This is a genomic window from Streptomyces sp. S.PNR 29, assembly GCF_030386795.1.
Classification (GTDB): Bacteria; Actinomycetota; Actinomycetes; order Streptomycetales; family Streptomycetaceae; genus Streptomyces.
In genome coordinates this window covers 271504-286893 of the sequence record NZ_JANUQM010000008.1, presented here as the reverse complement: position 1 = coordinate 286893, position 15390 = coordinate 271504, and the positions used below count along the sequence as shown (strand labels likewise).

Below are 15390 nucleotides of genomic sequence, written 5' to 3'. Positions count from 1 at the left end.
GCGCACGTCCCATGAACCGATAACAACAAACACACTGGGTGAATCCCTCGTTTCCGCAGGTACTGGCCTCGGCCTGCGCATTCTGCGGCACGATCGGGGTCTTGCCGCAAGCCCCCCGGTGGGCTATACGTTGAGAGTGGCGAGGAGTGGCATTCCCTCGCCCCTCCCCGTCCTCTCCCTTCCGGCTCCCTTCCGGCTCCCTTCCAACTTCCCTCGTGCTACGCGCCGTTCTGCGTGAGATGGAACGTGAGCTGGAAGTTGAACCGTTCCCGGACGACCGGATAGCCGGCCTTGGTGAAGTTGGCGGCCATGGGGAAGTTGCCCTGGTCCGTGGCCCCGCTGACGAACTCCGCGCCCCGCTCCACGAGGAAGTGGGTGCACTCGGCCAGGAGGTCGTAGGCGTAGCCCCGGCCGCGATGTTCCGGCAGGACGCCGATGAAGCCGACACACGGACCCGACGGATTGTGCGCCGGGATGTGGATGCCCACCGGCTCGCCCTGGGGCGTGCAGGCGAGCTGCCACCACTGCCTCGGTGACGGGCACCACCGGAAGAAGTCGAGTTCCTCCTGGGCGGCCCGGTCGAGCCCGCCCTCCTCGATGGCCTTCAGCGCGTGGGCGTCGAGGGTGACGGAGTGGATGCGGCGCAGCGCGTCGAAGAACACGCCGTCGTCCGGTTCGGCGCGGAACACCAGCCGCCCGGGCCGTTCGGGCAGTCCGTGCTCCGGTGTCCAGCGGTACAGGAAGCGTTCGACCAGGAGGTCGTACCCGGCCGCTCGTGCGGCGGTGAAGCGGGTCTGGGCGGCGGTGCGCAGGGCGGGGTCGTCGCGCCAGCCGCCGGGCAGGTTCATCTCCAGTTCCACCTGCCAGGGGGCGGTCCGCAGGAGTTCCGCTCCCGCTTCCTCCTCCCCTTCGGCGACGTCGAACCAGTTGACGTTCAGGGGCTCGGCGTCGTCGGCGCCGCCCCACCAGGCGCCGCGCGCGACGACGGTGCCGTCGCGCAGGGCGACCCGCTTCCAGTCGGGGCGGTGCCGGGTCAGCCGGTGCGCCTCACGGGCGCCCAGGGGGTCCGGCAGGGTGTCGAAAAGGTGCGCGTCGCTCTCGTCGAGCGCGCGGATGACCAGGTCGGTCACGGATTCCTCCGGGATGCGTACTGTGTGGAGCGCTCCCGGTCAGGTCAGACGAGGCACGCCGGGGCAATGGGAAGGGAGCGCTGGAACGGTGTGAGCTGCATGGTTCTCCCCTCCTTTCGCCGGTCTCAGGGCGTGATGCCACACAGTACGGGGGCCTCCCTGCGTCCGTCCATCGAATTCACGGCGGTCGCGGTCGCTTCGCTCTCGGGCCGGTTCGCCTCAAGTGGCCCTCAGCCGACGGTCATGCCTAACGGGGCAACGGCACGGCGGTCCGGGGTGCGGTGCCGGGGCCGTCGTAGCAGCGTGGTGGTGTGAGCAGCAGTGTGCGCGGCCGGCCGTGGCGCCATGACCGGGACAGGCGGAGCTGGCTGCGGGGCGCGCCGCCGCCCGGATGGGTGCGGGTCCTGCCGGCCGGCCTGCTGGCGGCTGTGTGCGCGGCCACGCTCCTCAGCCCCGAGCCGCTCGACATCGGCTTCCTGCTGGGCGCCATCCCGCCGCTGGCCGTGTTGTCGTACGGGCCGGCGGCGACGGCCGTGCTGGGCGGTCTGGTGCTGGTGGTGCTGGTCGCCCCTGCGTTCCGCCTCGACGACCCCGGCAGCACCGACCTGCTCACGGTCGGTTTCGTCGCGGTGCTGAGCGTGTTCGTGTCCTTCGTACGCAGTCACCGCGACGCCCAGCTGGTCACCGAGCGTGCCGTCGCCCAGGTCGCGCAGCGCGCGGTCGTGCCGCCACTGCCGAAGCAGGTGGGACCGGTGCAGTGTGCGGGCCTGTACCGGGCGGCGCAGCGCGGGACGCTGGTCGGCGGGGACTTCTTCGACGTGCGCGCGGGCCCCCGGGGCGTACGGGCGGTCATGGGGGACGTGCAGGGGCACGGTCTGTCGGCGGTCGCGACGGTGGCGTCGCTGCTGGGGGCCTTCCGGGAGGCGGTGCTGGACCAGCCGGACCCCGAGTCGGTTGCCGCCCGCCTGGATCGCAGGCTGGTGACGGACTCGGCGGGGGTGCCGCACGCCGAGCTGTTCGCGACGGCCGTGCTGCTGGAGTTCTCCGCCGACGCCCGCGCGGTGCGGATCGTGGCGTGCGGCCACCCGGGGCCCCTGCTGCTGCGCCGGGGCAAGGCCGTCGAGCTGGAGATCGAGCCGGGCGCTCCGTTGGGTCTGGGGCTGGCCGAGGTCGCCCGGCCCTCCGGGGCCACGGTGCCGCTGCGGCCCGGGGACCGGCTCTTCCTGGCCTCCGACGGCGTCACCGAGGCCAGGGACACCACGGGCGCCTTCTATCCGCTGACCGAGCGGCTCGGGAGCTTCTGCGACGAGGAGCCCGCCGCTCTGGCCGAGCAGGTGTGGGCGGACCTGGTGCGGCACTGTCCGGACGTCCGGGACGACGTGACGATGCTCGTGCTGGCGCCGCGGGCGCGGGACGGGGCCTGACCACAGTGGATCCGGTGTGCGACGCGGGGGAGGTTTCCGCCGGTCCCGGAGGGGTTACCCCTGCACCCGGAGGGAGCGGACGGCTTCACGGCGACGCCCCCGCGGTTTCCGGATGCACGGCGCGCTCCCGCGTTGAATGGTGATATCGGGCCCCCGATGACGTCACCGGGTGACTTCACCGGGGCCGCAACAGTGTTCCGGACCGAGGAGCCGAGATCATGCCGACGCCACAGCCCGACGCGTCCCGGTCGCCCGGGAACCGCACCACCCCGGACGACCTGCTCCACGCCCGCACCGGCACCGAGGTGTCGCCGGAGGACGTAGTGCTTGCCTCCGGCAAGGACCTCACCCCGCGCAACCTGGAATGGGCCAAGCGCAAGATCGCGGCGGAGGGTCCTGCCGCCCTCGACAAGCTGCTGCCGTAGCCCTCCTCCCCCGCCACGGCGCGGGGGACGCTCCCGGGCCCGGTGCGGGCGCGTACCGGGGACGGGCCGGCACGTCCGCGTGCGGGTGATTCCCCTCGTCGGTCACGGAAGTTCCGTCGCGCAACGGCTGCTCGGCCGACGCCGCCCTGGACGCCACCAACAGGCCGGGGCGGATCGACCGGATCGGAGACCGAGCCGGGCGCGGCCCGGCGTGTTCAGTCCGGGAGTTCCCTGTCGTCCTCGACGACGTGCACGGCCGCCTCCTCCGCTCCGGCGGCTCCCGCGTCGATTCCCACGTCGTCGGCGACGGTCTCCTTGGTGGTGTCGGTGCGTACGCCCTCGTCCGGCGCCACCAGGCGGCCGGCGCGGTCCGTGCCCGCCTCGGGGTCGACCGGCTCACCCTCCCCCTCGGGAGTGTCGCCGACGTCGTCCCCGGCAGGCGGGGCCACGTCGGGTACCTCCTGGGTGAGTCGTTCGTCGAGGGTCTCGCGGTCGTGCTGTTCGGCGGCCGTGGTGCCGTGCTTGGTGACGCCCAGCGGCTTCTCCGGCGGCGAGTAGCCCTCGTCGAGCGTGTCGTCGTAGGTCCGTTCGCCGACGGCGTCCTGCAGGTCGAGCGGCGCGGCGTCCTCCTGCTCCTCGTTGGTCCCGGTGGGCTGGTACGCGTCGTCCGCCATCGGTTCGGGGCGCATCCGTTCGGTGCCCATGGCTGCCTCCCTGTCGCGCTGCGTCGACTCGTTCGTCTCGGTGTCTGAGTTCGCGTTTCCGTTTACGCCGTCTCTAACCTCGGCAGTTCTCCGGGACCTCGGCCGGGTCGGTCGCCGGAGCCAGGCCCGCCGACCACTTCTCCTCCAGACGGCCGACCTTCCAGACCAGCAGGGCGACGACCCAGGTGGCGACGAAGAGGCCCACCACGGCGAAGCCGAGGGTGTTCAGGTCGATGCCGCTCACCCGGTCCCAGAACGCCCCGTGCAGGCCGAGTTTCTCGGCGAGCAGACCGAGGAGTTCGGCCGTGCCGATGAGGAGGGCGACGGCGACGGACAGGCCGGTGATCGTGAGGTTGTAGTAGACCTTGCGCACCGGCTTGGAGAACGCCCAGCCGTAGGCGACGTTCATGAACGAGCCGTCGATCGTGTCGAGAAGGGACATGCCGGCGGCGAACAGGACGGGCAGGCACAGGATCGCGTACCAGGGCAGGCCGGAGGCGGCCCCCGAGCCCGCCAGGACCAGCAGGGCGATCTCGGTGGCCGTGTCGAAGCCGAGGCCGAAGAGCAGGCCGAGCGGGTACATCTGCCAGGGCTCGGTGACGGACTTCATGACGCGGCCGAGGAGGCGGTTGATGAGGCCGCGGTTGTTCAGCTGCTCCTCCAGGGCGGCCTCGTCGAAGCGGCCGGAGCGCATCTGCCGGAACACCTTCCAGATCCCGGCCAGGACGACGAGGTTGAGTGCCGCGATGACGTAGAGGAAGGCGCCGGAGACGGTCGTGCCGATCAGGCCGGTGACGTCGTGGAGTTCGGAGTTGTCGTCGCGGAGCGGGCCGGCCAGGGTCTTCACGCCGAGGGAGAGCAGCAGCGCCAGGGCGAAGACGACGCTGGAGTGGCCGAGCGAGAACCAGAAGCCGACCGACAGCGGCCGCTGACCGTCGCTCATGAGCTTGCGGGTGGTGTTGTCGATGGCGGCGATGTGGTCGGCGTCGAAGGCGTGCCGCATGCCGAGCGTGTAGGCGGTCACGCCGACGCCGATGCCGAAGGACCGCTCGCCGGTGCTGTAGTGGTGCGGCGCGACGATCGCGACGAGGGTGAACCAGCCGATCACATGGAGCGCGAGGACGAAGGCGGCCATCCCTCCGGCCCTGGCCCACTCCTGCCGCGTCAGGCCCTTCACGGGTGCGGCGGCGGGGAGGTGTGGAGCGGAGTCAGGGGCGGCCGTCATTCGGGAGGGTCTTTCGTTCGGCTGAACGGCTGCGTTCCACAGCCTTGTGCCATCCTCCAGCACTTGCAACTCATGTGCAGTAAAGGCCGTGGCAGGTCTTGGCCACGGAAGGGGAAACTCGCCTCACGGGGTGGCGTTCGGCCCGTCCGGCCGGCCCGCGCGCTGCTCGACCATCTCGCGGCTCAGCTCCTCCGCCTCCGTCTCGGGCAGCCGCTCGAACCCCTCCTCGGTGATAACCGACACGATCGGGTAGATCCGCCGCCCGAGGTCCGGCCCGCCGGTCGCCGAGTCGTCGTCCGCCGCGTCGTACAGCGCGTGCAGCGCGGCCAGCGCCGCCTCACGCCGGGACATGCCCGGCCGGAACAGTTTCTTCAGCGCGCCCCGTGCGTAGGGGGAGCCGGAGCCCTCGGCGTGGAACTCCGCCTTCTCGTACAGTCCGCCGGCGACGTCGAAGCTGAAGATGCGCCCGCGTCCGCCGGTGGCCGTGCGGTCGTAGCCGGCGAGGAGCGGTACGACGGCGAGGCCCTGCATGGCTTGGCCGAGGTTCTGCCGGATCATGCCGGCCAGCCGGTTCGCCTTCGCCCTGAGGGTCATCGGGGTGCCCTCGATCTTCTCGAAGTGGGCCAGCTCGACCTGGTAGAGCTTCACCATGTCCAGCGCGAGTCCGACGCTGCCCGCGAAGGCGACCGCGGTGTGGTCGTCGGCCGGGTGCACCTTCTCCAGGTCGCGCTGCGCGATGAGGTTGCCCATGGTGGCTCTGCGGTCGCCGGCGATCAGCACGCCGTCGCCGTAGGTGAGGGCGAGCACCGTGGTGCCGTGCGGGACCCTGTCGGGGGCGGCCCGGACCACGTCCGGGAGGACGCTCCGCGTGCTCAGCAGTTCCGGGCGGTGCTCCGCCAGGAACTGGGTGAAGGACGACGTCCCCGGAGTGAAGAACTCCTCCCCCAACCGGCCACCGCTCTCGCTCCCTGTCATGCCGCCACTCCCCCTCGCCCGTTGTCCGACAACCCTCTCCTACCTGAACGGGGCGGACGGGAAACGCCTGTTGTGCCCACAGCGAAGTGCGGCGCACCGGCATCGCGAGGCCTGCTCGGAGGTCACCCCCGCCCATCGGCCCCGGGTGAGGGTGCCACGCGGATCTCCAGGTCGTGGAACCGGTGGACGGCCCAGGACCGGGCGTAACCGGGCGAGGTGCCGCCCGGCCCGGTGAGGACGGCGACCGGGACGCGGCGGGCGGTGCGCAGGACGCCGGCTTCGGTGATGCTGGCGTTGTGGCCGCCGATGTTGGCGGAGGAGCAGCCGGCGTAGTAGCCGATCGGGATGGCTTCGTGTCCGGTGACCAGGCAGGGCGGGCGCACGCCGAGGCGGTGGAGTTCGTCGGCGGTGCGGGCCCAGTCGCGGCGGCTTTCGGTGTTGCGGTCGACGGTGAGCGACAGCACCGTGAGCTGCACCGCCAGATGCCCGAGCAGTCCGAGCGCGACCAGCGTCGCGGCCAGCGGCCGCCACCTCCCGCCCGGTGCCTTGACCAGGTGCCACAGCGCGTCGGCGACCGGGATGGCCAGCAGCGCGTAGGCGGGCAGCAGGAAGCGGGGCGCCGCGTAACCGATCATGAACAGGTACGGGAGGGCCGCCGTGGCGGCGCAGGCCAGCGGGATCAGTGTGCGGGCGGTGCGCCGGGCCCGGACGGCGACGAGGAGCCCCAGGGCGGCGAGCAGCGGCAGGAAGTACCACCACAGGGTGACCAGCGGATGGGGCATCGACCCGGTGCACGGGCGGCACAGGGCGCGTCCGCCCAGGCTGCGCAGCTGGTCGTCGACGGCGATCTGCCAGCCGAGGCCGCCCTGGATCCGGGAGGCCTCGGACAGCCGCTGTCCGAGGCCGCCGTGGCCGACGTATGCCTCGACGACCCACTCGACGGCTCCGGCCGCCAGTCCCGCCAGGAGTGCGAGCAGGAGCCGCCAGTGGCGTCGCACCACGGTGAGGACGAGCAGCGGCACGGTGACCCAGACCGCGTCGGTGGGCCGCATCCACGCCATGAGCGCGGCACCGGCCACGAGGCCCCACAGCGCCGCCCTGTCGAAACGATTCGCCTGGAGGCGCAGGAAGCAGCCGACGACGATCAGGGCGCCGATCGCGACCCAGTGGTTGGGCATGGCCTGCGGGCCGTAGAAGAGCGTCACCCAGAGGGAGGCGAACAGCGCGCCCCCGACGGCCACGACGCGGACCGGGAACAGGCCCCGCCAGGTACGCAGGGCCAGGTAGAGGGCGAGGCCGGACAGCAGCGCGAGGTAGACGCGCAGCAGCGGAGTGGACGACGACCAGGACGCGACGGGCGCGACCAGCAGGGAGACGCCCCGGGCGCGCGGTGCGCTGAAGAAGGCGGCCGGGGTGTGGGAGGTGACCTGGCTGACGTACACCGTCTCGTCCCAGCCGAGGCCCATCCCGGGCCGTACGAGCGCGAGTTGGGCCACCACGAAGGCGCCCGCGACCGCCGCCAGCAGGCCGTCGCCGCGCCCTCTGCGCGGTCTGCCCGGCGCGGACGCCGGTTCACCTCGTCGCCTACCGACGAGGATGGCGCTCGCCCCGTTGGCCATCGTCCGTCCCTTTCCCCTGCGGTCGTGGGGTCGTCCCCTGCGAGTCTGGGTTTCCGGAACCCCACTGCCTGGGGGGCTGGCGGCGAATGCCAGGGAAACCATGGTCAAACTAACCCGCGGGGCGCAGGAGTGCAGGGCGGAATACGGCCAGTTGGCCGACGCCCCGCCGCTGGAGCCGGCCAGCGACGGGGCGCCCGCGTCGGTCAGCGGGGGTTCGGGTGGCGGTGCGGGGGCTGTTCGGGGGTCGGGCGGGCGGGCAGCGTGGGGACGGGGCGGGTGACCGGGGTGTGCTCGCGCACGGTCAGGGTGGAGCCGTGGTGACCGATCGTCAGGCGCGGACCCGCCAGCAGCGTGTAGGTGGCCTCCTCCGCGTCGATCGCCACCCGCAGGCAGCGGCCGAGGAACTGCACCGTGAAGGTGAGGCGGCGGAACCGCTCCGGCAGGCGCGGGGCGAACCACAGGGTGTCGCCGTCGCAGCGCATGCCGCCGAAGCCGGCGACCAGGGCCATCCAGGTGCCGGCCAGGGACGCGATGTGCAGCCCGTCGCGGGTGTTGTGCTCCAGGTCGCCCAAATCCATCAGGGCGGCCTCGGCGGTGTAGTCGTAGGCCAGGTTCAGATGGCCCGCCTGCACGGCCATGACGGCCTGGACACAGGCCGACAGGGAGGAGTCCCGCACGGTCAGCGGCTCGTAGTAGGCGAAGTTGCGGGCGATCTGCTCCTCGTCGTAGTGCTCCCGGAACCAGCTGCCGCAGGTGTACATCGCCAGCACCAGGTCGGCCTGCTTGACGACCTGCTTGCGGTAGAGGTCGAAGTACGGGAAGTGCAGCATCAGCGGGTACTGGTCCGGGCCGGTGGCGGCGAAGTCCCAGCGCTGGTAGCGGGTGAACCCGGAGTGCTGTTCGTGCACGCCGAGTTCGTCGTTGTAGGGGACGTGCATGGCCTCGGCGGCGTCCCGCCAGGCGGCGCTCTCCTCGTCGTCGACGCCGAGCCGGGCCGCCTGGTCGGGGTGGCGTTTGCACACGTCGGCGGCGGCCAGGAGGTTCGCCCGGGCCATGAGGTTGGTGTACGTGTTGTCGTCGGCGATCGCGCTGTACTCGTCGGGGCCGGTGACGCCGTCGATGTGGAAGGCGCCCCGGTCGTCGTGGTGGCCGAGCGAGCGCCACAGCCGGGCCGTGTCGACCAGCAGCTCAAGGCCGGTGTCGCGTTCGAAGTCCTCGTCGCCGGTGGCCGCCACGTAGCGCACCACGGCGTCCGCGATGTCGGCGTTCACGTGGAAGGCCGCCGTGCCCGCCGGCCAGTACGCGGATCCTTCCTGGCCCGCGATGGTCCGCCAGGGGAACGCGGCGCCCCGCAGACCGAGCTGGGCCGCGCGTTCCCGGGCGGCCGGCAGGGTCTTCTGCCGCCAGCGCAGCGCCTCGGCCGCGGAGTCGGGCGCGGTGTGGGTGAGCAGGGGCAGGACGAAGGCCTCGGTGTCCCAGAAGGCGTGCCCGTCGTAACCGGAGCCGGTCAGTCCCTTGGCCGGTATTGCGCGCTGCTCGGCGCGGGCCCCGGCCTGCAGTACGTGGAAGAGGGCGAAGCGCACCGCCTGCTGGATCTCCTCGTCGCCGTCGACCTCCACGTCGGCGCGCGACCAGAAGTCGTCGAGGTACGCCCGCTGATCCTCCAGCAGACCCTGCCAGCCGCTGTGCGCGGCCGCCGCCAGCGCGGCCTCGACCTGGTCGCTCATCGCGGGCCGCGAACGGGCTCCGGACCAGCCGTGGGCGACCAGTTTCTCCACCCGCAGCCGCTGGCCCGGCTCCAGCACGGAGGTGACGGTCAGCCGGGCCACGTCGACGTTGCTCTCGCTGCTCGTCGTGGTCCGTTCGGGGCCGTCGATCGTGTGGTCGGCGGCGACGGCGACCCTGAGGCCGCTGCGCCGCGTGCGGTGCACCAGCCGCAGCCGGGCGCCCGAGGCGAAGTCCTCCTCCGGTTCCAGCGGCGACTTCAGCGCCCGGGCCGCGCGCGGGTCTCCGTTCGGCTCGGGCAGGCTCTCGTTGGCGACCAGCTCCGACTGCACCACCACGCGCGTGCGGCTGTCGACGGGCTCCACCTCGTACGCGACGGCGGCGATCGCCCGCTGGGTGAGGGAGACCAGCCGTGTCGAGCGCACCCGGACCGTCGAGCCGGCCGGCGACGTCCACTCGCAGACCCGCTCCAGCACGCCCCGGCGCAGGTCGAGCGTCCGCTCGTGGGTGAGGAGCCGCCCGTAGCGCAGGTCGAACGGCTCGTCGTCGACGAGCAGCCGCAGGACCTTGCCGTTGGTGACGTTGATGACCGTCTGGCCGGACTCCGGGTAGCCGTATCCGGCCTCGGCGTACGGCAGGGGGTGGAGTTCGTGCACGCCGTTGAGGTAGGAGCCGGGCAGGCCGTGCGGTTCGCCCTCGTCCAGGTTGCCGCGCCAGCCGACATGGCCGTTGGAGAGGGCGAAGACGGACTCGCTCTGCGCCAGGACGTCGAGGTTCAGGTCCGCCTCGCGGACGGTCCAGGGCTCGACGGCGTACGACCTCTGCGTGATCACTCCTTGCCTCCCAGTTCGGCGAGATCCTTCACAACCCGGTCCGCTCCGTGCGCGTAGAGGGCGTCGGTCTGCCCGACGCGGTCGACGCCGACGACGTACCCGAAACCGCCGGCGCGACCCGCGTCCATGCCGGCCAGCGCGTCCTCGAACACGGCGGCCTGCTCCGGCCGCACGCCGAGGTCACGGGCGGCGGCCAGAAAGGTGTCCGGGTGCGGCTTGCCGGGGAGCTTGCGCTCGGCGGCGACCACGCCGTCGATACGGACGTCGAAGAGGGACTCGGCGTCGATCGAGCGCAGCACCTGGAGGGTGTTGGCGCTGGACGAGACGATCGCCGTGCGCAGGCCCTGCGCGCGCGCCGCCTCGATGTAGCGCAGCGTGCCGTCGTACGGCTGAACGCCCTCGGTGCGGATCTTCTCCAGTACCAGGTCGTTCTTGCGGTTGCCGAGGCCGTGGACGGTGGGGGCGTCGGGTGGGTCCTCGGGATCGCCCTCGGGCAGATCGATGCCGCGGGAGGCGAGGAAGGTGCGCACGCCGTCGGCGCGTGGACGTCCGTCGACGTACTCGTCGTAGTCGGCGTCGGTGAAGGGCCGGAAGTCGTCGCCGTCGCGTCCGCGCAGGAAGGCGTCGAACATCTCCTTCCAGGCGGCCGCGTGCACCACGGCCGTCCTGGTGACGACGCCGTCGAGGTCGAAAAGGCAGGCCTGGATTTCTTCGGGAAGACCGAGCTCCGTCATACAGGTCCCGGTTCCCCGCAGCGCCCCGTCCACAGATGTGGCGCGCGCCACATCCCGCGTCCCGGCAGACCGAGCGTCAGCCGTGGCCGCGGCGAGTCGGGCACGGTGCCCGCCCGCCTTCCGGTACCCGCCCGTCATCACTCCGGCGCGGGTGACACACTCTGCTGTGTGCCGCCGACCGGGACCTTCGACGATCTCCTCGCCCGTGCCCGCGCCCTCCCGCGTGACGGGCGGCGGGCGGTCCTCGGCATCGCGGGCAGCCCCGGCGCGGGCAAGTCGACACTCGCCGAGGCCCTGGTGCGGGAGCTGAACGCCGGCGGGGAGCCGTGGGTGGCGCACGTCCCCATGGACGGCTTCCACCTCGCCGACGCCGAACTGGACCGGCTCGGCCGCCTGGACCGCAAGGGTGCCCCGGACACGTTCGACGCGGCCGGGTACGCGGCGCTGCTGCGGCGCCTGCGCGAGGAGGCGTACGGCGACGTCGTGTACGCGCCCGGCTTCGAGCGGGTGCTGGAGCAGCCGATCGCGGGGGCGATCGCGGTGCCGCCGACGGCCCGGCTGGTCGTGACGGAGGGGAACTACCTGCTGCTGGACTCCGGCGCCTGGGCCCGGGTCCGGCCACAGCTCGACGAGGTGTGGTTCTGCGAGCTGGACGAACAGGAGCGGATTCGGCGGCTGGTCGCCCGCCACGAGGAGTTCGGCAAGAGCCACGAGGAGGCGGTGGCCTGGGTGCTGCGCAGCGACCAGCGCAACGCAGAGCTGGTCGCCACGACCCGGAACCGGGCGGATCTTGTCGTACCGGTGCCGGTGCTCCCGCGCGGTGAGACTCCCCGTGCGGTGGACACCGGTCCCCGTACTGCCCCATGAACTCCCGCCTGATCAGGGCAGTCAGGACGGCGGGACCGGCGAGACGGCGGGCCGCCCTGTGGTTTCCACATCTGCCGTTCCGCGTCCGCGCTGCCCGTCGCGTCGCCGATCAGCCGGCCCGCTCGGGCCGGCCGGCACGCAGTGCGACGCTCAGCGTGTGCGGCCCGTGTCCACCGATGTAGACGCGTTCCCCGGTCATCGCATCGGTTCCGCCCAGGAAGGTGTAGTCCTGACCTGGGTCGTACCGCAGGAGGTCGTGCTGGTCCGGCCCGGCGAGCGGCTCCCCGGCGTGGACGCCGACCTCGACGCGGATCTCACTGTCGCCCGCCCGGTAGGTCATCGGCCCGGTCGTGAGACACCAGCGTCCGTCGCCGATCGGTACCGCGCCGTGCGGGACGCCTCCCGGCCGGAAGGCCAGTTCGAGTGCCCACGGCACCCGTGGTCCGCTGATGTCGATCCGCAGGTCGGCACCGTCGTCCCGGAGGTCCACGTCGATGCCGGTCGTCTGCGCGACCTCCTCCTGCGGTCGGTTCCCGAAGGCCATCGCGGCCGAGAACCGTCCCTCGTCCGCCATCAGGTAGGCGCCGTCGGAGCGCCGCTGGTCCGGCGGAAGCGGCTGGTAGTAGGCGGCCGTCAGAGTTTCGGTGAGCCGGTACCGGCCGTCGGCGAGCCGTTGCATGCCCGTGGCACGGAACGGGCCCATGTCGAAGAATCCCCGCGAGAGCCGGATCGCGTCGAGGACGGCGTCGCCCGCGAACAGCCGCAGGAAGGTCGGATTGTTGGCGAGGCCCGAGCGGATGCGCCGGGACTCGGGCACGTCGGAGCCGCCGTAGACCACCGTGTGCGCGGCGGCGGAGGCGCGTGAGGCGAGGCGCGCCGTGGCGATGTACCGGTCGCGGGGAAGTGTTTCCGGAGCCGGTGCCGGCAGCGCGCGGCACAGGTCCGGGGTGAGGACGGTCTCGGCGAGCAGGGCGGGGTCGTCGATGCCGCAGGCCGCTGCCAGCCGCGCCGCCCGGCTGAAGTCGCCCCGGCCGGTACGGATCGCGAACAGCCGGTACTGCGGCAGATAGGGCGCCAGCGAGAACCGGTGCCCCTGGTCCTGTCGCCGCGAGTGGACGGTTTCCACCGTGCCGTCCGGCCTGATGAGATCCAGGGTCGTCGTGAGGTTGCGTTCGACGGCCTCCCGCAGGTCGGTGCGGCCGAGGACGTCGGCCAGCAGCAGCAGCGAGGGATTGGACACGTGGGCCGCGTAGTTGGCGCTGCGCTCCGAGTACAGGCCCTCCGCGTCGATGTCGACGCCCTCGGCGAGCCACTCCTCGATACGGTCGAGCAGCCGGCTGTCCGGGAAGGACCGGTGCAGCCGGGCCAGCGCCGCGCACAACTCCCATCGGTGGTTCGGGGTGTGCACCCCGCCCGTCAGGAGGCTCTGCGACGCCGCCCCGGCGATCTCGGCGAGCTCGGCGGCGGCATCCCGCAGTTCCGGCCCCGCACCCGCGGCGATGACGTACGCGTCGCACACGTCGTTGATGGTGAACGCGGAATCCGGCGGTGACTGCACGTTGTCGCCGCCGGCGAACAGCCCGGAGGGGGTCTGCACGGCACGCAGAGCACCGAGGTGGGTCATCGCGGCGGCGATCGCCCGGCTGCTGCCGTGCAGCTCCGAGTCCTTCGAACGGTACGCCGCGAGCAGCGTTTTCACCCGGTGCGCCAGACCGCGGTGGGAGGCGTCGGCTGGTTCTTCGTCCGGGCGGGCCGCCAGTGGGACGGCCAGCCGGTCGGCGGCGCGGGCCACCGCGCGGACGAACTCGTGGTCGAGCGGGGTGGGCAAGATCAGTCCTTCAGTCCGGCATTGATGTCGGCGCCCATGACGTAGCGCTGGAAGACCAGGAAGATGGCGATCAGCGGGATCATGGAGATGACCGACGCGCCGAGCAGTACGGACCAGTTGATGTTCTGCGCCCCGACGATGCTCTGGATGCCGATCTGCACGGTGAACTTGTTGGGGTCGTTGAGCATCAGCAGCGGCCAGATGTAGTCGTTCCACCGCCACTGGAAGGACAGGATGGCCAGGGTCAGCATGATGGGCCGGGAGAGCGGCACCATGATCCGCGCGAAGATCGCCAGTTCACGGGCGCCGTCGATGCGTGCGGCTTCCACGAGTTCGTCGGGCACCGTCAGGAAGAACTGGCGGAACATGAAGCATCCGGTCGCGGTGAGCACGGCCGGGAGGATGATGCCGGCGAACGAGTTGTAGAGGCCCAGGTTGCGGACCACCAGGAACTCCGGGGCCAGCATGACCTCGGACGGCAGCATGGTGGTGGCCAGGATGCAGAGGAAGAAGACCTTGAGCCACTTGTTGTCGTACTTGGCCAGCGCGTAGCCGGTGCAGCAGCTGACACCCACCGTGAGGATCGTCGTGATCACGCACACGATGGCCGTGTTGATGAAGTACTGGGAGAAGTTGGCGCTGTCCCACGCCGCCTTGAAACCCGACAGGGTGGGGTTGTGCGGAACCAGCGTCAGCGGATAGGAGAACAGGTCGCTGGCCGGCTTGAGGGAGCTGAGGATGAACCACAGCACCGGAAACCCGTAGAGGAACGCCAGGATCCACAGCAGGGTCGTCGCGGGCACCGCCCGCCGGATCCCACCGCCGACAGCGTTGCGGGGACGCTGCTTGGAAACGGGCTGTTTGGCGTCGGCGTCGAGCGGGCGTGGCATGTCTGTGGTAGTCATCGGTTCTCCACCCGCCGGTTGACGATCAGCTGGATGATCGCGACGGCCATCAGGATGAGCATGAGCACGAATGACGCGGCGCTCGCGTAGCCGATCTGGCCCCGTTTGAAGCCGGTCTCATAGATGTACTGGACGAGCAGGTTGTTCGACGATCCGGGTCCGCCGTTGTTGAGGGCGACGAACACCGGGTACTCCTTCATCGCGTTGATCGTGTTGAGCAGGATGACGATGAACGAGGTGGGCGCGATGCTCGGCAGCGTGATGCTGATGAACTGGCGCCACGGACCGGCGCCGTCCAGCGAGGCCGCCTCGTAGTACGACACCGGTACGTTCTTGATCGCCGCGATGAACAGCAGCATGGTGAAACCCGTCCACATCCAGGACGCCGCCATCACCACCACCAGCAGCGACAGGTCCGCGTTCGACTGCCACGGAACGGCGCCTCCGCCGAGCTTCTCGATGACGTAGTTGACCAGTCCGAAGTTCTCACCGAACATCCACCGCCACAGGACGCCCACGACGATGGGCGACAGCAGCCACGGGATGAAGAAGATGACGCGGGCGAGCGACGAGCCCTTGGCGTGCTTGCTCACCACCAGGTTGGCGGCGAGCAGCGAGAGCGCGAAGTTCAACGGGACGAAGAGGACGGTGTAGAGCAGGGTCCTTGTCAGCGCGTCGTAGAACGTGGAGTCCCCGAACAGGTTGTGGTAGTTGTCCAGTCCGACGAACTGGAACACCCCCACGCCCGTGTAGTTCGTGAAGGAGTAGACGAGCCCGATCACCGCAGGCCAGACGAAGAACAGCGCGAAGAGCACGACATTGGCCGCGATGAGCACGAGCGGCGCAAGGGTGTACTTACTGCGTCTCCTGGGCGGGCTCGCGGACACGTCCGAGGCGCGTTTGGTCATCTTCCTGACTCCGTGCTGGTGGATGGATTGCGGTGTGCTCACGCCATGAGCCCGGCATCACGTGGGCGTCCAGGGCCGGGTGGCGGTG

Annotated in this window: 13 protein-coding genes; 3 read left to right on the top strand and 10 right to left on the bottom strand. The window is 71.2% G+C overall.

Translation table 11 applies throughout. From position 1 onward, the window contains the following. Window positions 1-218: 218 nt before the first annotated feature. Window positions 219-1130, bottom strand: a complete 912-nt coding sequence (locus tag NW895_RS22805) for a GNAT family N-acetyltransferase (RefSeq protein ID WP_289937652.1) — start codon at window positions 1128-1130, stop codon at window positions 219-221. A gap of 311 nt (window positions 1131-1441) precedes the next feature. Here NW895_RS22805 and NW895_RS22800 point away from each other — a divergent pair, with 311 nt between their 5' ends. Both NW895_RS22800 and NW895_RS22795 read left to right on the top strand, forming a co-directional pair. Further along, the gene (locus tag NW895_RS22800; protein ID WP_289937651.1) at window positions 1442-2554 is read left to right on the top strand and encodes a PP2C family protein-serine/threonine phosphatase; all 1113 of its coding nucleotides are present in this window, start codon (window positions 1442-1444) and stop codon (window positions 2552-2554) included. A gap of 218 nt (window positions 2555-2772) precedes the next feature. Then, window positions 2773-2979: a hypothetical protein gene (locus NW895_RS22795; protein ID WP_289937650.1), complete on the top strand. Its 207-nt coding sequence runs from the start codon at window positions 2773-2775 to the stop codon at window positions 2977-2979. Window positions 2980-3194: 215 nt separating this feature from the next. On the opposite strand, the gene NW895_RS22790 is transcribed toward NW895_RS22795, so the two are convergent. From NW895_RS22790 to NW895_RS22765, 6 genes are all read right to left on the bottom strand, one after another. Next, window positions 3195-3668, bottom strand: a complete 474-nt coding sequence (locus NW895_RS22790; protein WP_289937814.1) for a DUF5709 domain-containing protein — start codon at window positions 3666-3668, stop codon at window positions 3195-3197. A gap of 88 nt (window positions 3669-3756) precedes the next feature. Continuing rightward, window positions 3757-4908, bottom strand: a complete 1152-nt coding sequence (locus NW895_RS22785) for a HoxN/HupN/NixA family nickel/cobalt transporter (protein ID WP_289937648.1) — start codon at window positions 4906-4908, stop codon at window positions 3757-3759. A gap of 123 nt (window positions 4909-5031) precedes the next feature. Beyond that, on the bottom strand, window positions 5032-5883 hold the full coding sequence (gene prcB / locus NW895_RS22780; RefSeq protein ID WP_289937646.1) for a proteasome subunit beta: 852 nt from the start codon (window positions 5881-5883) through the stop codon (window positions 5032-5034). Window positions 5884-6005: 122 nt separating this feature from the next. Then, window positions 6006-7502, bottom strand: coding sequence for a hypothetical protein (locus NW895_RS22775; RefSeq protein WP_289937645.1), 1497 nt, complete (start codon window positions 7500-7502; stop codon window positions 6006-6008). Window positions 7503-7705: 203 nt separating this feature from the next. After that, entirely contained in the window at window positions 7706-10060 is a 2355-nt protein-coding gene (locus tag NW895_RS22770; RefSeq protein WP_289937643.1) for a glycosyl hydrolase family 65 protein, read from the bottom strand. Further along, window positions 10057-10794 carry a beta-phosphoglucomutase family hydrolase gene (locus tag NW895_RS22765; RefSeq protein WP_289937642.1) on the bottom strand — a complete coding sequence of 246 codons (738 nt, stop codon included), beginning with the start codon at window positions 10792-10794 and terminating at the stop codon, window positions 10057-10059. Before NW895_RS22765 ends, NW895_RS22770 begins: the two co-directional genes overlap by 4 nt. Before the next feature lie 168 nt (window positions 10795-10962). Here NW895_RS22765 and NW895_RS22760 point away from each other — a divergent pair, with 168 nt between their 5' ends. Further along, window positions 10963-11661, top strand: coding sequence for a nucleoside/nucleotide kinase family protein (locus tag NW895_RS22760; RefSeq protein WP_289937640.1), 699 nt, complete (start codon window positions 10963-10965; stop codon window positions 11659-11661). Window positions 11662-11770: 109 nt separating this feature from the next. Here NW895_RS22760 and NW895_RS22755 read toward each other — a convergent pair whose 3' ends face one another. Genes NW895_RS22755 through NW895_RS22745 form a run of 3 tightly spaced genes read right to left on the bottom strand, consistent with a single transcriptional unit; the run spans window position 11771 to window position 15302 of the window. Beyond that, window positions 11771-13489: a hypothetical protein gene (locus tag NW895_RS22755; protein ID WP_289937638.1), complete on the bottom strand. Its 1719-nt coding sequence runs from the start codon at window positions 13487-13489 to the stop codon at window positions 11771-11773. A gap of 2 nt (window positions 13490-13491) precedes the next feature. Next, window positions 13492-14394 carry a carbohydrate ABC transporter permease gene (locus tag NW895_RS22750; protein WP_289937636.1) on the bottom strand — a complete coding sequence of 301 codons (903 nt, stop codon included), beginning with the start codon at window positions 14392-14394 and terminating at the stop codon, window positions 13492-13494. Further along, entirely contained in the window at window positions 14391-15302 is a 912-nt protein-coding gene (locus tag NW895_RS22745) for a sugar ABC transporter permease (RefSeq protein ID WP_289937635.1), read from the bottom strand. The genes NW895_RS22750 and NW895_RS22745 overlap by 4 nt, the downstream gene beginning before the upstream one ends. Window positions 15303-15390 lie beyond the last annotated feature (88 nt).